Raw genomic sequence first — 22262 nt, 5'->3', positions numbered from 1 at the left:
AAAAAAGAAAAGCCCACCAAAATGGCGGGCTTTGTATCTTAGCGCTTGGCCTATTGCGTCTAGCTAAACCATTTCGGCACGCATCTTTTTCTTGTCGAGTTTACCTACGGATGTTCTTGGTAACTCATCAACGAAGATCACTCGATCGGGAATCCCGTAACGGCTGATCACACCCTTCTCGGCATAATCAGCAACCAGTGCCTTGATGCTGTCTTCATCGACTTCACCATTTTTTACCACCAGCGCCACCGGGCGCTCGCCCCATTTTTCATCGGGCACGCCAACCACCGCGCACTCGCCTGCGCCGGGATGCTGTAGTACTAGGCTTTCTAGGTCGATGGAAGACACCCATTCACCGCCCGTCTTGATCACATCCTTGATACGGTCGACGATTTTCAACCAACCGTCATCGGACATCACCGCTACGTCACCGGTATGCAACCAACCACCGTGCCACAACTCTTCAGATTTTGCCGGATCTTTCAGGTAACCCTGAGTCAGCCACGGGGCGCGCACGACCACTTCACCCTGGCTCTCACCATCGTGGGGCACGTCATTCATTTCTCCATCGACAATACGCAACTGCACCATGGCTACCGGGCGGCCTGTGCGGGTGCGGTAATCCACCTGGGTCTCCAGGTCCGCCTTTTCCAGTTCCGGGGTCAACAGAGCCAGGGTCAACAGCGGGCAAGTTTCGCTCATACCGTAACCGGTGTAGATATCGATGCCGCGTTTAAGCGCTTTCGTGGCCATCGCCTTGGGCAAGGCGGAACCACCAATAATGACTTTCCAGCCGCTCAGATCGACGCTCTCGGCCGCTTCCGACTGCAATAACATTTGGATGATCGTGGGCACACAGTGTGAAAAAGTGACTTTGTGGGTAGCCAGCAGCCGGAGCAAAGTGGCCGGCTCATAGCGACCCGGATAGACCTGCTTTACACCCATCAAGGTCGCCATGTACGGAATGCCCCATGCATGCACATGGAACATGGGCGTGATCGGCATATAGACGTCATTTTCATTGAAGCGCCCTTGCCCGACACCGGCAATAGTATTGCGAGCAGCAAAAGTATGCAGCACCAGCTGACGGTGGGAGAAATACACTCCCTTGGGCAGACCCGTGGTGCCGGTAGTGTAAAAAGTGGTGGCGCGGGTGTTTTCGTCCAGCTCAGGGAAATCGTACTGAGCCGGCGCCTTGGCCAGCAGCTCTTCGTATTCACCCGCTAACGGCAGGCTGTCACTCCCTTTCACCCCACTGTCGTCGAGTAGGATGTAGGTTTTCACCGTTTCGATACGGTCTTTAATCTCTTCCAGGGTCGACAGAAATTCACTGTTAACCAGGATCGCATCATCTTCGGCGTGGTTGATGGTGTAAAGAATCTGCTCCGGGCTTAGGCGTACATTCACTGTATGCAGCACGGCACCCATCATCGGGATGGCAAAAAATGCTTCTAGATAACGGTTAGTATCCCACTCCATCACCGCCACCGTATCGCCGGGCTTGACGCCTTGGGCTGCCAACACACCCGCCAAACGGTGTATTCGCTCATTTAATTCACGATAGGTTAAAGTGCGATCACCATAAGTAATGGTCTGATCCGGGGACTTGAGTACTCCGGCTGCGAGAATATGGTTGATGACTAAGGATGACTCCACCGCAGAGTCGCTGCGAGTGATGTTCACTTGACTACTCATAACTTGCTCCGTTCCCTTGTTATTCTGCCGTTCACGGGAAGGACCCCCCTACCCGTTAGTATGACTGACGCTCAGTACTGCCATAAATCCGAACTTGGGCCATCCGCCGCCAGGCCGCTAGGTTACCAAATCCCACCCAGGTAGACACCCCGCCGAACGCTCACTTCAAGGAATCACTTCCAATGATTATGTTCTGCAAGTAGTAATGTACCCAGGGATAAACGCAATCATCCTTTTAAAGGATGCGTCAGGTCCTTTGGATCCAGCAGCTGCTCTAATTTCTGCCTAGATAGACCAGACTGTTCTTCGGCTACCTCCAGTACCGGCCTGCCGCTAGCAAACGCTTCTTTAGCAATTTTCGCTGCTTTTTCATAACCAATCACAGGGTTCAGGGCCGTGACTAAAATAGGGTTCTTACCCACCCCTTCAGCCAATCGAGCTTCATTGAAAGTCATCCCTTTAATCGCTCGCTCAGCCAGATTAGTGCAGCTATTGCCTAACCACTCTGTCATATCCAACAAGTTACTGGCCACCAGCGGTAACATCACATTGAGCTGGAAATTGCCGCTCTGGGCGGCAATAGCATTGGCCTGATCCAAACCCATAACCTGAGTTGCCACCATAGTGGCAGACTCACAAATAACCGGGTTCACTTTGCCAGGCATAATCGACGAACCCGGCTGAGTAGCCGGTAATTGAATCTCACCAAGCCCATGAGTAGGCCCGGAATTCATCCAGCGCAAATCGTTACTGATCTTCATCAACACCACAGCAATACCACGCAGCGCTGCCGATAATGCCAACGGACCATCCAGCGCGCTCTGCGCTACAAAGGGGTGCGGTAAGGCCCGAAATGCCAGGCCAGTTTCATCTGCTAGCTTGCTGGCAAAGGTCTCACCTAACGCTGGATGCGCGTTGATGCCACTCCCCACGGCCGTCCCCCCTTGGGGTACGGCCAACAAGGCGTCGCGCGCACCGGCCACACGCCCGCAAGCATCCTGCAACTGCATCGCCCAGGTTTGCAGTTCCTGCTCGACCGTCACTGGCATAGCATCCATAAGGTGGGTGCGCCCGGTTTTCACCGTCTCCCGATGCTCCCGAGCGCGCAGTCCCAGCTCGACGATCAGCTGCTCCAGCGCAGGAATCAGGTGTTCGGTCACGGCTAACGCCGCAGACACATGGATGGCGGTGGGAATAGTGTCGTTACTGCTCTGTCCCAAATTCACATCATCATTGGGATGAATCGAAGCCCCCGCTTCTTCGCACAGATGAGCAATCACCTCATTAACGTTCATATTGGTGCTAGTGCCGGAACCCGTTTGAAAGATATCAACAGGAAACTGATCGCCATGGTGACCCGCCAACAAGTCATTACAGGCCCCAACAATGGCCACTGCTTTATTGGAAGGCAATTCTCCCAGCTCCCGGTTTGCTTCAGCCGCACAACGCTTAATGTGCACCACCGCCTGAATAAACCGTGGCGGAAGCGTGCGGCCGCTAATAGGAAAGTTATCCACCGCCCGCTGTGTCTGTGCCCCCCAGCGAGCTCTACTTGGAACCGCTATCTCTCCCAAGGAGTCCGTTTCGATGCGAGTATCAGAGTGATCCGTGGACATGGTCTGCCTCCTGCCAACATTAAAAACTCGTTCGGTCTTATGATGGCACGGCAACAAGCCAGATTCATTAGAAGTGCAATCAACACATATACCGTTTCGGCAACCCGCTGAAAGCTTATTCCGCCTGCATGGAAAGCAGGCTCTGCGCAATATCCTCGGCTAACAACTTCAACTCTTCCTGATCACCGGATCGTTGGGCAAATGCACGTAACCCCATCACTTCACACTGCAGTCTTCGTGCTAAACGATCCGGCTGATGAGCAGAAAGATCCGGATCTCGAATTTGCCCTGCTTCATGTGCCTCAGTAAAAGCTTGCCGAAAAATACGTTCCATATCGGCCAACCGCGTTTCAATTTTTCTCTGCAGTGCAGGCGTTTCATCTCCGGTTTCCAATAAACCTTTTACTAGCATACATGCCCGAGAAGGCGGGTTTATGTCGCGCAGATTACCTAGTTCATGTACATAATCTGCCAAGCCCTCAAGAGGAGTGCCCTTTTCTTTCAATTTTTCGAGAAAACCTCTGCCTATAGTTCCGGCATACAGATCCAACGCCTGGCTGTAGAGCGACTCTTTATTGCCAAAAGCGGCATAAATACTACCCGGGCGCATATTCAGCGTGTGCTCAATATCTTTGAGCGTGGTGCCATGAAACCCTTTCTGCCAGAACAGAGTCATGGCCTTTTCCAGGCAATCTTGTCGATCATACGCCACTACTCTGGGCATAGATGCTCCCCCTTCACACAGATAATAAAAGAGTCTAACAATAGCTGAGTGATCACTCAAAATACTATTGCAGGTCATGATCACTATGTTAGGGTGGCACCGTTATTGAGTGGTTGCTCAAATATAAAACCGCTCAATTAACCGATACAAAGGAGCAATTATGACCGATTTCACTCTTCACACCGATGAAACAGCCCCCGAAGCTAGCTTGACCTTACTGAAAGAATCGCAAAAAAGCTTTGGTATGATTCCCAATCTGCATGCGGTAATGGCGGAAGCGCCAGGATTGTTAGAGGGGTATCAGAAACTGCACGCTCTTTTTCTAGAAACGAGCTTTACTGACGAAGAAGTGACGGTGGTATGGCAAACTATCAATGTAGAACACGCCTGCCATTACTGCGTCCCAGCCCATACCGGCATTGCCAAATCCATGGACGTTGACGATAGCATTACCAATGCATTGCGCGACAAAACACCGTTGCCCACCGACAAACTCGAAGCCTTGCGCGATTTCACTTTATCGGTGGTCCGTGATCGCGGTGAGGTGGATGAAAAAACGGTGCAGGCTTTCTTGGACGCAGGCTATGAAAAACGGCATATCCTGGAAATCATTCTCGGCGTGTCTCAGAAGGTGATGAGCAATTACACTAACCACCTGGCCAACACTCCAGTTGATAAGCCGTTCAAAAAATTTGAATGGCATGCCGATAGTACGCCATCATCTTAATGCAACGCCTTTACCTGCTTCACCCTTGACCGTGGGGCAGGTAAAGATTTCCCCTCGCTACTCGCGTCCCTCTCATGGCAATAAGCCTAACAAGCCCATAGTTACTCCCAAGAAAAAGCGTCGCTATGGTTAGCGGGTAACGTTGCTTGATTATTTACCGATACAAAATGATGAAAAAATACGACCTAAAAGATCATCCGCCGTAAATACTCCGGTGATCTCTTCTAGTGCCTTCTGAGCAGCACGAAGGTCTTCAGCTAACAATTCTCCAGCAGCCTGACCATGCAGTTGTTGCTCACCACTTTCCAATGCCATCAGCGCTTTCTCAAGAGCGGTAATATGGCGACGACGGGCAGAAAAACGGCTTTGGCCTTCCCCCTGATAACCCGCAACCTGCTTCAAATGGCCGCGCAACGCATCCAAGCCCTCGCCATTGGCCGCGGAAATCACAAAAGCCCCATCAGCACGCGGACCCGTTGATAATCCTGACAAATCGGCTTTATTGAGCACTACGGTTACCGGTAAGTCCAAATTTTCCAATTGCTGTTGGCTTTGCGGCAACAGATCGTGGAGATTGTGAATATCGTCTAGCGGATCACGGGAATCCACCATGACCAACAAACGATCAGCCTTACGCATTTCAGCGTAAGCGCGGCGGATACCCTCCTGTTCCACCACATCGGCACTGTCGCGTAGCCCAGCGGTATCAATCAGGTTCAAGGGCATACCATCCAACTGAATGGACTCACGCAGTACATCCCGAGTGGTGCCGGCAATATCAGTGACGATAGCCGCATCAAAACCGGCCAGAGCATTCATCAATGATGATTTTCCCGCGTTCGGTTTACCAGCAATCACCAAGGTCATACCTTCGCGTACCAACCGTCCTTGATTGGCTTCACCGAGCACCCGCAAGCACTGCTTGCGTACCGCCCTAAGATCACTAGCGACCTTACCATCAGACAGGAAGTCAATTTCTTCTTCCGGGAAATCGATGGCTGCCTCCACATAGATGCGCAGGCCAATCAGTGCTTCCACCAGTTGATTTACTTCAGCAGAAAAAACCCCTTGTAAAGAATGTAGCGCCGCCCTCGCGGAGGCAGCCGTGCCCGCATCAATCAAATCGGCGATAGCTTCCGCCTGGGTTAGATCCATCTTGTCGTTAAGGAAAGCCCGCTGGGAAAATTCACCGGCACGGGCCTGCCGAGCCCCCGCCTCAATACATGTGGCCACCAACATGTCTAAAATTACCGGGCCACCGTGCCCCTGCAACTCGACCACATCTTCCCCGGTAAAAGAGTGAGGGGCGGGAAAGCTGATCACCAAACCTTCATCCAGAACGTCACCATCCTGATTGCGAAAGCGACAAAAATGCGCCAACCGTGGGGAAAGTAACCGCTCACCAACAATGGATGACGCTATGCTTAGCGCCTGCGGGCCGGAAAGGCGTACCACACCGACACCGCCCCGCCCGGGAGCAGTAGCAATGGCAACAATGGTATCTGGAGACGAAGTGAGCATAGGCTGATTATAGAAAGCACTCGACGTTTGATGCTAGACGTGGCCAGAAAAGAGTAAAGCCGGTCGTGAGACCGGCTTTACTCTTTTCTGCAGCCAACGTCCTACGACGTGCGTCAGGCACTATTCTCAATATTACGGGTAATAATCCACTGCTGAGCAATAGACAAGATGTTGTTGGTTAGCCAATACAGTACCAACCCAGCCGGGAACCAGAGCATGAACACCGCAAAAATCATTGGCATCCACTTCATCACCTGCGCTTGAGTCGGGTCTGCCGGCGTCGGGTTTAGGCGGGTCTGCAAGAACATGGAGGCGCCCATCAGGATTGGCAGTACGAAGTACGGATCCATCACAGACAGGTCATTAATCCACAAGAAGAACGGCGCCTGACGCAGCTCCACCGATTCCAGCAGCACATAATATAGGGCGATAAACACGGGCATTTGCACAAGCATTGGCAAACAGCCGCCCAGCGGGTTGATCTTTTCCCGCTTGAACAGATTCATGGTTTCCATCTGCTGCTTTTGTTTATCGTTCTTATTCTGCTCCTTGATGCGCTGCATTTCCGGCGCAACCTTGCGCATTTTGGCCATGGAGCGATAGCTGGTGGCGCTGAGCTTAAAGAAGATAGCCTTGATGATTAAGGTCAACAAGATGATCGCCACACCCCAGTTACCCACACCGCCACCGATATCGATATCCATACCGAATACGGACACTTCTCCGCTTTGCAAGAACACCAACAAGGCAAAGATAGGCTGGGAGATAAACCACAACCAGCCATAGTCCACAGTCATGTTCAGCCCAGGACTGATGGCTTCCAGGTTATCTTGCTGCTTGGGCCCAGCATAGAACTCGGAGTACAACACCGATTCTTCACCCGGCTGTATGGTGGTATTAGGCGACACAAACCGCAGCAGGTACTGATCGCGAGACTTCAGGTAAACGCTGGAGTAATGGTTCTTTTGTTTGGCGTCAGGTATCCAGGCAGATACAAAGTAATGCTGCACCATGGCCAGCCAGCCGCCTTCCACGGTCTGGTCTAGCTTGACGTCGTCTTCGCTCATGTCGTCAAACGTGAGCTTGTTATACGGCTTGTCAGCACTCCAGTACGCAGCTCCAAGGTAGGTAGGCATGGGGGCAAACCCCGCTTTGGAGAGACCCGGGTCATCACGCCCATCGCGCTTGATCTGTCCGTACAAGGCGCCGGTCCAAGGGGTGCTGCCGTTATTGCGCACGATGTGGCTAACACGAATCAGATAGCTGCCTTTCTCGAAAGTATAACGTTTGATGATTTCTGCGCCGCTGTCCTGAGTAAGTGTCAGGTCAACGTTAAGTTCGTTATCCCCTTCAGCAAGTCGATAGCTTTGCTGGGCGCTATTCCAGTGCGGGCGGCCTTTGCTGGAGTCGGTGCCATTCTTGCCTACTAGCCCGCTCTGAGCCACATAAGTGCCATTGCTATTCTGATCCATCAACACAAAAGGTTGATCAGGGGTATCTACATGCTTGGGATAATCGGGCAATGCCAGGCGAACGATATCGCCCCCCACAGGATTGATTTCCACACGAAGAACATCCGTATTGACTTCAATACGCTGAGAAGAGGGTGTGGGTTGGGCAATATCTGCGGGTGAAACCGATGGCAGATCATTGTCGGACTGAGCCGAAGGAATGCTGTTGTCGGTTTGCGACTGTACCGAAGGCAAATCCGCACTATCTGAGGATGAAGAGTTTCCCTGTTCTGCCACCTGTTCAACAGGGACAGGGCTTGCAGGGTTTGCGTAATCTCGCTGCCAAGCCTGAATCATCAGGTATGAAACAACGGCAATGCCGGTAATAACTAAGGCGCGCTGGATTTCCATAGGAGGCTTATCTGTGGCATGAAAAACGGGCCGCAGTTTCTCAAGCTTGCCGGCACTTAGCAAGCAGCTTGTCAAATAGCCGAGTAATATCGAGGGTCACTTGGTCTGGATTCGGGTTTTCAATCCGACCACGAACCAGAAGAATAATGTCCAAACCGGCCAATTCCTGCTGTCGGCAGCGGAACTGTTCGCGTACTCGTCGTTTGATTCTCGCACGATCTACGGCGCGTTTGACGCGTTTTCGGCCTATTACCAAACCTAGTCTAGGATGCGGTTGGGAATTTCGGGTTACCAATAGCAAATAGCCACCTAAACCAACCTTCCACTCGGGTTGGTCAAAGACGGTTTGATATTGGGGCCCAGTAAGCAGGCGATGTTGGCGGGTAAAGGCCTGTGAGATTGGCACTGTTACCTCAGCCAGGAAAGCAAGGTGAAACGGTTGGCTTATGCAGCCAACCGTTTACGGCCCTTGGCACGACGAGCGGCCAAGATTTTACGGCCATTTTTTGTGGCCATACGAGCACGAAAACCGTGAGCACGTTTGCGCTTAAGTACGCTTGGCTGGAATGTGCGTTTCATGGCGTCTTCCCCATGGATTAGACAGCGATTAGAAGGGCGGCAAGTCTAGGGAACCAATGGGGCTGTGTCAACGTGCTTTTTTTCCTGCTCTTTGGAAGAAAAGAAATGGCTGTTAATAGATTTTATATATTTAAGTATTTATTGATTGTAGTGGTAATTATAGGCTTCGGCTTTTTCTGTGTGTAAGTGCTATATATTTATATTAATCAATATGTTGCGGTTTTTATAACTTGCGTATTAACCCGTTAGAGCTATGGGGGTCGTGTGTGGATGAGTTGTCATTAAATGTGGATATAAGTTGTTCGTGTAGTTATCCACCGGGTTGCACTGTGCTTCGCTAACAGGGTTGTAAGCCTAGTTATCCACAGGGGGGCGTTGTTAAAAAAAAGCCCTGTATCCTGTGGATAGGTGGGTGTCTGTAGGGGTAGAATGTTCGATTAGATTGGCCTTTGTGTCCTAGTAAAGGGCCCTTATGGCGAGTAATACATTGGATAACACAAGGCGGGTGCGTGTCTGAAGAGCTCTGGCAACGCTGTTTGACGCGGCTGGAAGATGAGTTGCCGTCGCAGCAGTTCAATATGTGGATACGGCCGCTTCAAGTTGCTGCGTCTGCAGATGGTGCGGAGCTAACATTGTTTGCCCCTAACCGGTTTGTGGTGGATTGGGTTCGTGACAAGTACCTAGATCGCATTAGCGAGGTTCTAGGGGAGATGCAGTCAGGCCCCCTTCCCCAATTGCGTTTGGAGGTAGGGTCTACCCGTGCCAGCACGCCTGCAGCATCGTACTTCAATGGTTCCTCCTCCTCCTCTAGTAATGGGCCGATAACGACGCCTGCCGCGGCTCCAGCGCCCCGTCAGCCTGAGTCTGATAGCCGACCGCAACCCACTTCGTTGGGTGGAGCTCGTAAGCACCGCAGCAACCTTAATACAGGCTTTACTTTCTCAACCTTCGTTGAGGGTAAATCCAATCGTATGGCAGCGGCGGCAGCGCAGCAGGTAGCCGAAAACCCGGCCAGTCATGGCTATAACCCTTTGCTTTTGTATGGTGGTGTGGGGCTGGGTAAAACTCACCTGATGCATGCGGTCGGCAATGAGTTGTTGCGACGCAACCCCAATGCCAAGGTGGTCTATCTGCACAGTGAACGGTTTGTAGCAGATATGATTTCTGCCTTACGTAACAAGACCATTAACGAGTTTAAGCGGTTTTATCGTTCTGTGGATGCTCTGCTGATTGATGATATTCAATTTTTTGCAGGAAAAGAGCAGTCCCAGGAGGAGTTTTTTCACACCTTCAATGCGTTACTGGAAAATGGGCAACAGATCATTCTCACCTGCGACAAGTTTCCTAAAGAGGTGGATGGCCTAGAGGAGCGTCTGAAGAGCCGTTTTGGTTGGGGGTTGTCTCAGCCGATGGAGCCGCCGGAATTGGAAACGCGAGTGGCGATTCTTAAGAAAAAAGCCGAAGAAGCCAAGGTGGATCTGCCGAATGATGCGGCCTTCTTTATTGCCCAGCGGATTCGTTCAAACGTGCGGGAGCTAGAAGGCGCATTGCGTCGGGTGATTGCTCACGTTCGCTTTACCGGTGCGCAGATTGATATCGGCCTGATCAAGGAAGCGCTGAAGGATTTGATTGCACTGCAGGCGCGACAGATCAGTATTGATAATATTCAGCGCATCGTAGCCGAATACTACAAAATTAAGATTAATGATCTTTTGTCTCCACGACGCACACGTTCCGTGGCGCGGCCCCGGCAAGTTGCTATGGCGTTGTCGAAAGAGTTGACCAGCCACAGCTTGCCGGAAATTGGTGAGAATTTTGGTGGCCGGGATCACACTACGGTACTGCACGCCTGTCGCAAAGTACTGGAGTTGCGGGAATCCAATCCAGAAATTGAAGAAGATTATCTGAATCTGTTACGGACATTGACGTCCTAATCGGGGTGGCTCTGTGGCGAGCAAGACCCAATAACCAGAACGGGAAAGCGCGATGAAATTCTCAATCAATAGAGAACAGCTGCTCAAGCCGCTACAGCAGGTTGCGGCAGTGGTGGAGAAGCGGCAGACCTTGCCGGTACTGTCCAATGTGTTATTGGAAGTGGGTGATGGCCAGCTATCTATGACCGGGACAGACCTGGAACTGGAGCTGGTCGCCCGTTTGCCGCTTGAGGGCGAGCTTGAGCCTGGCGAAACCACCGTGCCGGCCCGTAAGCTGGTAGACATTGCCAAGAGCTTGCCGGCGGAGGCGGATATCCGTTTTGAGGTGGATGGTGAGCGCATGCTGGTTCGTTCTGGCCGTAGCCGCTTTACTCTGTCCACCCTGCCGGCCTCCGAATTCCCGAATCTGGAAGAAGATGCCGCTGGCAGTAGCCTTGAGATTAAGCCGGATGTGTTGCGTGGTCTGATTGATCGAACAGCGTTTTCTATGGCTCAGCAGGATGTGCGCTATTACCTGAACGGGATGCTTTTTGAACTTAAGTCTGGCCGTTTGCGTGCGGTGGCTACCGATGGCCACCGCCTGGCCCTGTGCGATGCAGAACTGGATGTACCCGTGGAAGAGGCGTCGGTTATTCTGCCGCGCAAAGGGGTGATGGAACTATCGAGAATCCTTGGGGATAGCGGTGAAGTTGCACGCCTGACTATTGGTCGTAATCATGTGCGTATCGTGGTCGGAGCGATCACTTTCACGTCCAAGTTAGTTGATGGTAAGTTTCCGGAATATGACCGAGTAATCCCGAAGGAAGGATCCCGTAAGGTGGTGGCTGACCGTGAGACCCTGCGCCAAGCGTTGGCTCGGGTGGCGATCCTTTCTAACGAAAAGTACCGTGGTGTGCGGGTGCAGTTGTCTGAGGGTAGTTTGCGGATTGTGGCTAACAACCCAGAGCAGGAAGAAGCGGAAGAAGAAGTGTCCGTAGATTTTAATGGCTCGCCCTTGGAGATTGGTTTCAATGTCAGCTATCTGTTGGACGTGCTGAATACTATGGGTGGCACGCAGGCGGAATTGGAGATGGGTGATAGCAATAGCAGTGCCCTGGTTTTTGATCCTGAGAGTAAGGCAGCCGTGTATGTGGTTATGCCGATGCGCCTCTGAGTATGTATTGTCTTGCCGGGGTGGTCTCCATCGTCGCCCCGTTGATGTTCTTCCCCTCCCCTTTTTTTGACCGCTGTTGTCTTTCCTATGCTTAGCCGTCTCCAGTTAAGCAATTTCCGTAACTACGGCACCGCTGAAGTGGATCTGTCTTCGTCCCTGAATGTGATCCTTGGGGATAATGGCAGCGGCAAAACCAGTTTGCTGGAAGCGATTTATTTTATCGGTAGTGGCGGTCGTTCCTTTCGTGGTGGTCGTTTGTCGCGGTTAGTGCGTGATGGTGCTGAGGCCGCCACCTTGTACGCTGAAGTGGTTGGTGTTCAAGATGTACACCGTATCGGGATTCGCCGTACGCCTGGGGGGATTGATGCAATCAAGTTGGACGGTCAGACCCCCAAAGCGCTGAGTGAAGTGGCTGTTCTGTTGCCGGTATTAGCGCTGCACCCTACTTCGGTTGAGTTGGTTTTTGGTGCATCTCAGCTGCGTCGTCGGTTCATGGACTGGGGAATGTTCCACGTGGAACATCAGTTTATGCCAGTGTGGCGCGCGGGATCCGCCGCGCTAAAGCAGCGCAACGCGCTGCTGCGAGCCGGCAATCCAAACCTGCGCGAACTGGGCTTTTGGAATCAGCAACTGTCGCAGACTTCTGATAGAATTGAAGGGTTGCGCAGAGGCTATCTGAATGCACTGCAGCGTGGTCTTGATGAGGCCTTAACGGTACTGGCACCGGAGCTAAAAATACGCCTTAGGTTGCAAACAGGGCTCCATAAGGGTGAGTCCTATGCCCAAGCATTGTCGCGTCTTCAGTCTGATGACTTGCGGCGCGGTTTTAGCCAGGCTGGGTTCCACCGCAGTGATATCCGTATAGAGAGCCACGGCGTTGTCGCCCGCGATCGTTTATCTCGCGGGCAGGCGAAATTGGTCGCTTATGGGCTGGTCTTGGCTCAGCTGCCCATGATTAGTCAGTCAGGTAAGGTTTGCACCTTGTTGGTGGATGATCTGGCGGCTGAATTGGACGAAGAGCATCGTAATCAATTGCTTGGCTATCTTGCCACAACGGGCCACCAGACATTGATTACTGCGCTGGATATGCCCCAATGGGCTGCCATCGTTAATGATAATGACGCATTACAGTCGGTCGAGAGCAAAATGTTCCACGTGGAACATGGAAAGCTGCGATCCCTCACCGAGAGCAAATAAGGAAATACCATGGCGGAGAAAAAATACGATTCATCCAGCATTAAGGTGCTGAAAGGATTGGATGCCGTACGTAAACGTCCAGGCATGTATATCGGTGATACGGATGATGGCACAGGCCTGCACCACATGGTGTTTGAGGTCGTAGATAACTCCATCGATGAAGCTCTCGCCGGGTTTTGCTCTGAAATCAAAGTGGTTATCCATCCCGATGAGTCCATGTCTATTCAAGATAATGGTCGTGGCATTCCTACCGAAATGCACGAGGAAGAAGGTGTTAGTGCAGCGGAAGTGATCATGACGGTGCTGCACGCTGGTGGTAAATTCGACGATAACACCTACAAGGTGTCCGGTGGCCTTCACGGTGTAGGCGTATCGGTGGTGAATGCTTTGTCAGAAGAGCTGAAACTGACTATTCGCCGTAATGGCCAGGTCCACGAGCAGATTTATAATCACGGGGTGCCAGCAAAACCACTTGAAGTAGTGGGCACGACAGATTCCAGCGGCACCGCGGTGCACTTCCGCCCTTCTCCGGAAACCTTCAGCAATATCAAATTCCATTACGACATTCTTGCCAAGAGACTGCGTGAGCTGAGTTTCCTGAACTCTGGTGTGCGTATTCATCTGATGGATGAGCGTAGCGGTGATGAGGATGTTTTCGAGTATGAAGGTGGCTTAAGCGCCTTTGTCAGCTACCTGAATACCAATAAAACCCCGCTAAATCAGGTATTCCACTTCAATTACGAGCGCGAAGAGGATGGTATTGCGGTAGAAGTGGCCATGCAGTGGAATGATTCCTATCAGGAAAATATCTTCTGCTTTACCAATAATATTCCTCAGCGCGATGGTGGTACTCACCTGGCAGGCTTTCGGGCAGCGCTGACCCGGACCTTGAACAGCTACATGGACAAGGAGGGGTTCCTCAAGAAGGAAAAAGCTAGTCCATCCGGTGATGATGCTCGGGAAGGGCTGACTGCGGTGATTTCCGTGAAAGTGCCGGATCCCAAGTTCTCCAGCCAGACTAAAGATAAGCTGGTGTCCTCCGAGGTGAAAAGCGCGGTAGAGCAAACTATGGGTGATCTCTTCCAGGATTATTTGCTGGAAAACCCAGGTGAAGCACGCAGTATTGTGCAAAAAATCATCGATGCGGCCCGCGCCCGTGACGCGGCTCGTAAAGCCCGTGAGATGACTCGGCGTAAAGGCGCGCTGGATATCGCTGGCCTGCCCGGAAAATTGGCTGATTGCCAGCAGAAAGATCCGGCGTTGTCTGAACTCTACATTGTGGAGGGTGATTCTGCGGGTGGTTCGGCCAAGCAGGGTCGAGACCGCAAGAACCAGGCGATTTTGCCGCTCAAGGGTAAAATTCTGAACGTGGAAAAAGCCCGTTTCGACAAGATGCTGTCTTCTCAGGAAGTGGGCACCCTGATTACGGCTCTGGGCTGTGGTATTGGTCGAGATGAGTACAATATCGAAAAGCTGCGTTACCACCGTATCATCATCATGACGGATGCGGACGTGGATGGCTCACACATTCGTACCCTGCTGCTCACCTTCTTCTTCCGTCAGCTCCCTGAGCTGATTGAGCGCGGTTACGTCTACATTGCTCAACCGCCGTTGTACAAGGTGAAGAAAGGCAAGCAAGAGACCTACCTTAAAGATGATCCGGCCATGGAGGAGTATTTAACCACCTTGGCACTGGATAAAACCGGCCTGTATCCAGGCAACGATGCACCACCGATCAGTGGTGAGCCGCTGGCCAAGCTGATTGCTGAATACCGTGGTGTAATGAAAATTGTCGATCGCCAGTCCCGGGTATTCCCGGAAGAAGTACTGGAGCAGATGATTTATATGCCGTCACTCAGCGAAAGCTCATTGAACGACGAAGCTGCCATGATGCAATGGTGTGAGACCTTGGGTAAACGTGTGGATGCGATTACTGATGCGACCCAGACCTTCACTATTACTGCTCAGCGGGACGAGGAGCGGGGTCTGTATCTTCCTCGTGTGCAAGTGCTCGCTCACGGTGTACCCCGCGAATATAAGGTGACACTGGATTTCTTGCAGTCTCCGGACTACCAGAAAATCAAGGCGCTGGGGGAAACCCTTGAAGGCTTGCTGGCTGAGGATGCCTATATTCAACGTGGTGAGTCACAGCGGCCTATCCGTCATTTCGCAGAAGCTCTAGACTGGCTGATGGCCCAGGCTCGTCGTGGCACCAGTTTCCAGCGCTATAAAGGGCTGGGTGAGATGAACGCGGACCAGCTATGGGAAACCACCATGGATCCGGAAAGTCGTCGTATGTTGCAGGTGACCATCGAAGATGCCATCGCAGCGGATCAGATTTTCACCTGCCTGATGGGTGATGATGTAGACCCGCGCCGTCGGTTCATCGAGTCCAACGCGCTTCAGGTATCTAATTTGGATGTGTAAAGAGACGTTGTACGCGTAACGTTACTTGTAGCAGGTATAAAAAAAGCGAACCTTAGGGTTCGCTTTTTTGTGTTGCTGCAGCGTGCGGTAATTTTTATACCGCAAAATCTTCCAGCTTGGCGCCTTTGCTCAGGGCATCCTGCAACCACAGCGGGCGTTTGCCGCGACCGGTCCAGGTATTGCCACTGTTGTTAGGGTCGCGGAATTTTACTTTTGCCGGACGACGAACTCCGGTTTTCTTTTTTGCGGCGTTCTTGCGAGTAGTTTTTTTCTTCTCAGTAGAACTTTTCAGCAGATCCTGTGGAGCGACACCCAAATTTTTGGCCATTTTCTCCAGTACAGCCTGGGCATTTTTCAATTCGGCTTTACGCTTTTTATCTAGCGCGGATTCTGCCTGCTTAATCAGTTTTTCCAGTTCGTCGACAGACAATTGGTCAAGATTAATGCTCATTAAGGTGCCCTTATTTAGATCGTAGAATAACGGCTCAGACTGTAATTATTTTAAAAGGCCTTGGCAATATAAAAGCTATTAAATGGCCCAAGTAACATCTAACCCCAGTTTATCAACCGCTCATACTCATAAAATAGCGAAGGTTGTAAATTTTAGCTTGGGTAATGATCCACTATCCATTGGTGTACTTCAGCGGTTATTTGCTTGGCTTTTTTATTTTCGGTCGAAATGGGGGGGCTTATGCGCAAGGTGATAGTACCTGGATAACGGATCCAGGTTTTTCGTGGCCAGCAATTTCCACTGTTATGGGAAATGGCTATCACGGGTACACCTGCTTGGCTTGCCAGCAAACTGCCGCCGTGGTTGAACTTGCCTAGCGTACCGGGTGGTTGTCGTGTTCCTTCCGGAAAAATGACCACACGCAGGCCGCTCTTGAGGCGTTGTTTGCCTTGGGAAAGAACGGATTTCAGCGCACCATTGCCATCACTTCGGTTGATGCGAATGGGATTAAGCAACGCTAAACCCCAGCCGAAGAAGGGAATCCAAAGGAGTTCCCTTTTCAACACGGTGGCTTGCGGGCTGATGAGTACCTGTAGGTAAAATGTTTCCCAGCTGCTTTGATGGTTAGCGAGAATGACGCAAGGGTCTTCGCTGAGGTGTTCGTGGCCTTCTAACGTTACGGTAATACGGTTTAGCCGCTGGTCGAGCCACATGGCAAAACGAGTCCACTGATTAATAAACCGGTGCCGCGCATGCCGTGGCAGAAATGGGCCGATAAGCACGCATAAGAAACTGTGAAAAATGCCGGTCAGGCTATATAGCACAAAAAAAAGTGCGCTGCGGACCTTGATCGACAGCGACGGTGGAGCGTGCGGGGTCATGCTTTTTCCTTCAAGAGGTGATCTGTAAAGTCAGCGAGGGAATCATAAATAGAAACGGTGCCCAAGGAGTCCGGAAGGCCCTTTTCAAGAGTCTTATTGCCTTTGCCGGTGCGTACCAGTACCGGTAGGCAATGGCGAGCGATTCCCGCTTCAAGATCCCTAAGGCTATCACCAATCAGCGGAGCCCCGGCCACATCGCCATACTCGGTAACAATCTGATCGATAAGACCGGGGAGCGGTTTGCGGCAAGTGCAGCCGTCATCGGGACCGTGGGGGCAGTAGAAGATCTTGCCGAGCTTGCCGCCCTGCTCTTCTACTAAGGCGCGAAGTCGCTCATGCATGGCCTCTAACGTGGCTACATCATAGTAGCCGCGGGCGATACCCGATTGGTTCGTCGCCACTGTTACGATATAGCCTGCTTTGCTCAAGCGGGCAATGGCGTCAATGCTGCCGGGGATGGGGATCCACTCGTCTACCGTTTTGATGTAAGCATTGGAGTCTTCGTTGATGACACCGTCACGATCGAGAATAATGATCTTATTCATGAGCGAATATTTATTTCCTCTGCCGCAGAGCGTCGCTGCCAGTAATGTTTCTACGGCAGATTATTATAATAAAGGCCGCTGATTAAGCGGCCTTTATTTAGGTTTTAGCGTATGGCTTTTATTCCTGCAACAAACTGATATCCGCCACATTCAGGAACAGATCCCGCAGGAAGGCGAGCAACGCTAACCGGTTATTACGCACAGCTTCGTCTTCCGCCATCACCATGACGGTGTCAAAAAAGGTGTCTACAGGCTCACGCAGTTGCGCAAGCATTTCCAGCACGCTGGCGTAGTCGCCGGCTTCCAGCAGTTCGTAGGTCTGTTCGAATGCGGTCACGACCATATTGGTCAACGTTTTTTCTGCTTCATCTTCCAGCAAGGCGCCATCGATTTCTTCGGCGGGTGCGGTTTCCAGCTTGGCAAGGATGTTAGAGACGCGCTTGTTGGCAGCCGCTAGTGCTTGCGCTTCGTCACGTTGTTGGAAGGCCGCCACGGCTTTCACCCGACGGTCGAAGTCCAGTGGCTTGCGGCAAGCATCGTCGATGGCCAGCACCGACAAGATCACCGGGGTAGCGATGCCTTGTTCCTGATAAATGGCGCGGTAACGGCCTTTGATGAACTCAAAAGCATCATCCACTTGGGCGGTATCAATACGCTCGCCCAATTGTTCAGCTGCTTTATCCAGTAGCTCACGCAGGTCAAGCGCCAGTTCATGTTCGATGATAATGCGCAGCACGCCCAAGGTAGCGCGACGTAGCGCATAGGGGTCTTTGGTCCCGCTGGGTTTTTGGCCAATACCGAAGATGCCCACCAGGGTATCGATTTTGTCGGCCAAGGAAACAGCCATGCCGGTTTTGCTTTGCGGCAAGGTGTCGCCGGCGAAACGTGGCAGGTACTGTTCATACAAGGCGTTAGCCACCTCTTTCGGCTGACCTTCCCGCTGGGCCAGATAGAAGCCCATGATGCCCTGCATCGTGTCGAATTCGCCGACCATTTCGCTGTTCAGGTCGGCTTTGCTGAGCTTTCCGGCCAGTTTAGCGTTGTCCACGTCGCCACCGATTTTCTCGGCGATCACGGCGGCCAGGCCACCAATGCGTTCGCACTTTTCGGCGACGGTGCCTAGCTGCTGTTGGAATACCACATTGGTCAAGCCTTCGGCGTGCTGTGCCAAAGTGCGCTTACAATCGTTGTCGTAAAAGAAGGCGGCGTCGGCCAAGCGCGGACGGATGACCTTCTCATTACCGTGGATCACCTGTTGCGGATCCTTGGACTGGATATTGCTGATGGTAATAAAGCGGGGCATCAGCTTGCCGTCGTTATCCAGTACCGAAAAATATTTCTGGTGCTCTTCCATGGCACTGATCAGGGCTTCCTGGGGAACGCGCAGGAAGTCATCATCAAAGCTGCCCATGAGTGCCTCTGGCCATTCCACAAGAGCGGTGACTTCGTTGAGCAGGTCTGGATTGATCTGGGCGACCCCGCCGGCTTCTTTGCCGGCCGCCAAGGTCTGTTCTTTAATCATGGCCTTACGGCGGTCAAAATCTGCCAGAACGTGACCGTCGTTTTCGATGCGCTGGGCATATTCGCTGGCAGAGGCCAGTTCGATAGCGCCTGGAGCATGGAAGCGGTGGCCATAGCTGGTGCGGCCAGATTGCAGATCCAGTAGCTCAAACGGAATGACTTCGTCACCAAATAACGCCACCAGCCAGTGGGCCGGGCGCACAAACTGCACCTTGCGCTTGCCCCAACGCATGCGTTTGGGGATCGGCAGCTTCTGGATGGACTGGGTGAAAAAGGCGGGGATCAGTTCGGCGGCGCTTTTGCCCTGCTCGGTGATCTGTGCCACTAGGCGCTCACCCTTGCCGGTGTCCTGGCGGCCGAGCTGGTCTACGGTCAGTCCCAGCGAGGCGGCAAAGCCTTGGGCGGCTTTTGTTGGGTTGCCGTCGCTGTCGAAGGCTGCCTGCACCGCAGGGCCCTGGCGTTCGATATCGCGGTCGGCCTGTTTCTCATCCAGATCCCGCACCAGCAAAGCCAGACGGCGAGGGGCGGCAAAACGTTCTACAGCACCGTGGTTCAGGCCAGCTTCATCCAGTTGGCGGACAAATTCATCAGTGAGCGCGGCACTCAGTGAGGCCAGCGCTTTCGGGGGCAGCTCTTCGGTGCCCAGTTCAATCAGTAAATCCCGGGACATTATTGCTTCCCCTTTTTCTTTTGGCCGTCTTTCTGGGCCTGCTTGGCGGCCTTGTCATCCTGCTTTTGCAGCTCTGCCATTACTTCCTCGCGAACGGTGTCATCCGCCATGGGGAAGCCCAGCGCACGCCGCTTGTCGAAGTAGGCCTGGGCCACCGCCCGTGCCAGTGTGCGCACACGCAAGATAAAGCGCTGACGCTCGGTGACAGAAATAGCCTTGCGGGCATCCAGCAGGTTAAAGGTATGGGAGGCTTTGAGAACGTACTCGTAGGCCGGCAGCGGTAGGCCCGCGTCAATCAGCTTGGAGGATTCGCCCTCAAACAGGTCGAACTGCTTGAATAGCTCGTCAACATTGGCGTGTTCGAAGTTGAAGGTGGACATTTCCACTTCGTTTTGCAGGAACACATCACCGTAGGTCACCTTGCCGAAGGGGCCATCTGACCACACCAAGTCGTAGACGGAATCCACGCCTTGGATGTACATGGCCAAGCGTTCCAGGCCATAGGTAATTTCACCGGTGACCGGATAACAGTCGATACCGCCCACTTGCTGAAAATAGGTGAACTGGGTGACTTCCATGCCGTTCAGCCACACTTCCCAGCCCAGGCCCCAGGCGCCCAGCGTGGGCGATTCCCAGTTGTCTTCTACGAAACGGATGTCGTGCACCAGTGGATCAAAGCCCAGCATACGCAGCGAGCCCAGATAGAGCTCCTGAATATTGTCTGGCGATGGCTTCAGCACCACCTGGAACTGATAATAGTGCTGCAGCCGGTTCGGGTTTTCCCCGTAGCGACCATCGGTGGGTCGGCGGGAGGGCTGCACATAGGCACTGTTCCAGTTTTCCGGGCCAATGGCGCGCAGGAAAGTGGAGGGGTGGAAAGTCCCCGCGCCTACTTCCATATCCAGCGGCTGCACAACGACACAGCCCTGTTCAGCCCAGTACTGTTGCAGGGCAAGAATAAGGCCCTGAAAGGTCAAAATATCCGTTTGCGGTTGTTCCGCCATGGTGAATCCTGTTATTCGGTAAAGGTATTCCGGTCCCAGATGGTCGCGAGGGATGGCCGCGAAAGGCGCCAAGTATACCGGCCCGGCTCGATAGGTGATACCGGTGGCGGTTGCTTGCTGCCAAGCAGACAATGCCGGGCAGAGAAGAGAGAGGAAAAAGAATGAACGAGCGTTGCCCCTGGTGCGGAGATGACCCGCTTTATCAGTATTATCACGACCATGAGTGGGGGGTGCCCAACCATGACGAACGCAGCCTGTTCGAGTGCTTGAACTTGGAAGGCGCTCAAGCCGGGTTGAGTTGGATTACGGTGCTGCGCAAACGCAAGCATTACCGGCGGGTGTTTGATGGTTTCGATGCGGAGAAAATCGCCCGCTATGACGAGCGCAAGGTGGCTGACTTACTGGTGGACTCGGGGATTATACGCAATCGTTTGAAAGTGGCGGCTACTATCGGCAATGCTCAGGCTTATCTGGCTTTGCGAGACAAGGGCCTCACTCTGGATCAGTATCTCTGGGGTTTTGTGGAGGGTAAGCCGCAAATTAATCATTACCGCACCCTGCAAGAGGTGCCCACGACCACGGCGCTGGCGCAAGCCATGAGTAAAGATCTAAAAAAACGTGGTTTCCGGTTTGTCGGTCCCACCATCGTTTATGCTTTCATGCAGGCCACGGGTATGGTGAATGATCATCTTACTAGCTGTCCGAGGCACCGGGATTTGAATCCAGGAGTACAAAGCTGACACGTCACCAGAATGGGTTGTGAATGGATGAGCTTATGCTGTCATGCTTCGGTTTCCGGTGCGCGTGAGCAAGGCCTTTCGATCAACCCATCGCCTGTTGAAGAGCGTGTATCTCCCCTGCCCTTCCAACATTTAACGTTTTCTGCGTTTAAAATTCGCCAACAAACTGATTATAAAACTGCCGGGCGGTGCGGCCAGAGCGGACGCCTTTTTCCATAGAAAAACGCCGCGCTCGCACGTGCAGTTGTTCGCGGTCTTGCACCGTGCCGAACAGATGGTCGACGATGTCAAAATACTGGGTTTCGTTGATAGGGTAAAAACTCAGTCCCAGACCGAACCGATCAGACAGGGAGATTTTTTCTTCTACCACATCGCCATGGTGCAACTCTCGATTAACGACCTGGGTTTGCTCGTTGTCTTTCATATATTCAGGCAGCAGGTGGCGTCGGTTGCTGGTGGCATAGATGCGCACATTTTCCGGCGGCAATTCCAGTGACCCTTCCAGCACGCTCTTCAGGTGTTTGTACTGGTTCTCGCCATCTTCGAAAGACAAGTCATCGCAATAAATAATAAACCGCTGACTGCGGTCACGAATATCGTCAACGATATCCGGCAGGTCGTGCAGATCGTCCTTGTCCACTTCGATTACCCGTAATCCGCGTGGGGAATATTCATTGAGCAGGGCTTTGACGATGGAGGACTTGCCGGTGCCGCGGCTGCCCCACAGCAACACATGGTTGCAAGGTTGCCCGGCAAGAAATCGTTCCGTGTTCTGCACCAGTTTGGCTTTTTGGGGGGCAATGCCGAGCAGGTCGTCCAATCGTACCGGGTCCGGATGGGGAACCGGACGCAATGTCTGTGAACGGCCGCGCCAGATGGCCGCTGGGGTATGGCGCCAGTCGATGGATCGATGGGTGGGGTGCATGAAAGGCCTCGCGAACAAGTGAAAAATAAGGACTGCGCGAGTTTAACGCAGGGATCATTTAAACGCAGGCTGCGCTCGAGGCGAACTTTA

19 protein-coding genes are annotated in these 22262 nt (G+C 52.6%); 6 read left to right on the top strand and 13 right to left on the bottom strand.

Annotated elements, in window-relative coordinates; genetic code table 11:
• Positions 1 to 63: 63 nt before the first annotated feature.
• The 3 genes from Y017_RS06410 to Y017_RS06400 all read right to left on the bottom strand — a co-directional run bounded on the left by Y017_RS06410 (position 64) and on the right by Y017_RS06400 (position 3987).
• On the bottom strand, positions 64 to 1695 hold the full coding sequence (locus Y017_RS06410) for a fatty acid--CoA ligase (RefSeq protein ID WP_035459718.1): 1632 nt from the start codon (positions 1693 to 1695) through the stop codon (positions 64 to 66).
• Positions 1696 to 1922: 227 nt separating this feature from the next.
• Positions 1923 to 3311 (bottom strand): lyase family protein, encoded by a 1389-nt coding sequence (locus Y017_RS06405; protein ID WP_035459716.1) that lies wholly within the window; start codon positions 3309 to 3311, stop codon positions 1923 to 1925.
• Between the two features lie 115 nt (positions 3312 to 3426).
• Complete coding sequence (locus tag Y017_RS06400; protein ID WP_101235005.1) at positions 3427 to 3987, bottom strand: TetR/AcrR family transcriptional regulator; 561 nt, start codon at positions 3985 to 3987, stop codon at positions 3427 to 3429.
• Between the two features lie 208 nt (positions 3988 to 4195).
• On the opposite strand from Y017_RS06400, the gene Y017_RS06395 reads away from it, so the two are divergent.
• Positions 4196 to 4762, top strand: a complete 567-nt coding sequence (locus tag Y017_RS06395; RefSeq protein ID WP_011590021.1) for a carboxymuconolactone decarboxylase family protein — start codon at positions 4196 to 4198, stop codon at positions 4760 to 4762.
• Positions 4763 to 4912: 150 nt separating this feature from the next.
• On the opposite strand, the gene mnmE is transcribed toward Y017_RS06395, so the two are convergent.
• From mnmE to rpmH, 4 genes are all read right to left on the bottom strand, one after another.
• Positions 4913 to 6283, bottom strand: a complete 1371-nt coding sequence (gene mnmE / locus Y017_RS06390; RefSeq protein WP_011590022.1) for a tRNA uridine-5-carboxymethylaminomethyl(34) synthesis GTPase MnmE — start codon at positions 6281 to 6283, stop codon at positions 4913 to 4915.
• 113 nt (positions 6284 to 6396) lie between these two features.
• Positions 6397 to 8145 carry a membrane protein insertase YidC gene (yidC, locus tag Y017_RS06385; protein ID WP_035459713.1) on the bottom strand — a complete coding sequence of 583 codons (1749 nt, stop codon included), beginning with the start codon at positions 8143 to 8145 and terminating at the stop codon, positions 6397 to 6399.
• Between the two features lie 40 nt (positions 8146 to 8185).
• Positions 8186 to 8551: a ribonuclease P protein component gene (gene rnpA, locus Y017_RS15025; RefSeq protein WP_062810741.1), complete on the bottom strand. Its 366-nt coding sequence runs from the start codon at positions 8549 to 8551 to the stop codon at positions 8186 to 8188.
• A gap of 38 nt (positions 8552 to 8589) precedes the next feature.
• Positions 8590 to 8724, bottom strand: coding sequence for a 50S ribosomal protein L34 (gene rpmH, locus Y017_RS06380; RefSeq protein ID WP_011590025.1), 135 nt, complete (start codon positions 8722 to 8724; stop codon positions 8590 to 8592).
• 509 nt (positions 8725 to 9233) lie between these two features.
• On the opposite strand from rpmH, the gene dnaA reads away from it, so the two are divergent.
• The 4 genes from dnaA to gyrB all read left to right on the top strand — a co-directional run bounded on the left by dnaA (position 9234) and on the right by gyrB (position 15435).
• Positions 9234 to 10658, top strand: coding sequence for a chromosomal replication initiator protein DnaA (dnaA, locus tag Y017_RS06375; RefSeq protein ID WP_011587299.1), 1425 nt, complete (start codon positions 9234 to 9236; stop codon positions 10656 to 10658).
• 52 nt (positions 10659 to 10710) lie between these two features.
• Positions 10711 to 11811: a DNA polymerase III subunit beta gene (dnaN, locus tag Y017_RS06370; RefSeq protein ID WP_035459709.1), complete on the top strand. Its 1101-nt coding sequence runs from the start codon at positions 10711 to 10713 to the stop codon at positions 11809 to 11811.
• 87 nt (positions 11812 to 11898) lie between these two features.
• On the top strand, positions 11899 to 13008 hold the full coding sequence (gene recF / locus Y017_RS06365) for a DNA replication/repair protein RecF (RefSeq protein ID WP_035459707.1): 1110 nt from the start codon (positions 11899 to 11901) through the stop codon (positions 13006 to 13008).
• Positions 13009 to 13017: 9 nt separating this feature from the next.
• Complete coding sequence (gyrB, locus tag Y017_RS06360; protein WP_011587302.1) at positions 13018 to 15435, top strand: DNA topoisomerase (ATP-hydrolyzing) subunit B; 2418 nt, start codon at positions 13018 to 13020, stop codon at positions 15433 to 15435.
• 94 nt (positions 15436 to 15529) lie between these two features.
• On the opposite strand, the gene Y017_RS06355 is transcribed toward gyrB, so the two are convergent.
• The 5 genes from Y017_RS06355 to glyQ form a co-directional block, all read right to left on the bottom strand.
• Positions 15530 to 15886, bottom strand: a complete 357-nt coding sequence (locus tag Y017_RS06355) for an H-NS family nucleoid-associated regulatory protein (protein WP_011587303.1) — start codon at positions 15884 to 15886, stop codon at positions 15530 to 15532.
• Positions 15887 to 16038: 152 nt separating this feature from the next.
• Entirely contained in the window at positions 16039 to 16767 is a 729-nt protein-coding gene (locus tag Y017_RS06350; RefSeq protein ID WP_011587304.1) for a 1-acyl-sn-glycerol-3-phosphate acyltransferase, read from the bottom strand.
• Positions 16764 to 17312 (bottom strand): D-glycero-beta-D-manno-heptose 1,7-bisphosphate 7-phosphatase, encoded by a 549-nt coding sequence (gene gmhB / locus Y017_RS06345; protein ID WP_035459704.1) that lies wholly within the window; start codon positions 17310 to 17312, stop codon positions 16764 to 16766. The genes Y017_RS06350 and gmhB overlap by 4 nt, the downstream gene beginning before the upstream one ends.
• 118 nt (positions 17313 to 17430) lie before the next feature.
• Positions 17431 to 19503, bottom strand: a complete 2073-nt coding sequence (glyS, locus tag Y017_RS06340; RefSeq protein WP_035459701.1) for a glycine--tRNA ligase subunit beta — start codon at positions 19501 to 19503, stop codon at positions 17431 to 17433.
• On the bottom strand, positions 19503 to 20507 hold the full coding sequence (gene glyQ, locus Y017_RS06335; RefSeq protein ID WP_011587307.1) for a glycine--tRNA ligase subunit alpha: 1005 nt from the start codon (positions 20505 to 20507) through the stop codon (positions 19503 to 19505). Before glyQ ends, glyS begins: the two co-directional genes overlap by 1 nt.
• A gap of 161 nt (positions 20508 to 20668) precedes the next feature.
• Here glyQ and Y017_RS06330 point away from each other — a divergent pair, with 161 nt between their 5' ends.
• Positions 20669 to 21247, top strand: coding sequence for a DNA-3-methyladenine glycosylase I (locus Y017_RS06330; protein ID WP_035459699.1), 579 nt, complete (start codon positions 20669 to 20671; stop codon positions 21245 to 21247).
• A 148-nt stretch (positions 21248 to 21395) separates the two neighbouring features.
• Here the strand turns inward: Y017_RS06330 and Y017_RS06325 are convergent, their stop codons facing one another.
• Entirely contained in the window at positions 21396 to 22172 is a 777-nt protein-coding gene (locus Y017_RS06325) for an ATP-binding protein (RefSeq protein WP_011587309.1), read from the bottom strand.
• Positions 22173 to 22262 lie beyond the last annotated feature (90 nt).

The organism is Alcanivorax sp. 97CO-5 (assembly GCF_000524665.1).
GTDB lineage: Bacteria > Pseudomonadota > Gammaproteobacteria > Pseudomonadales > Alcanivoracaceae > Alcanivorax > Alcanivorax borkumensis.
Note: the sequence above shows the minus strand (reverse complement) of the source record. Positions and strands in the feature narration are given on the sequence as shown.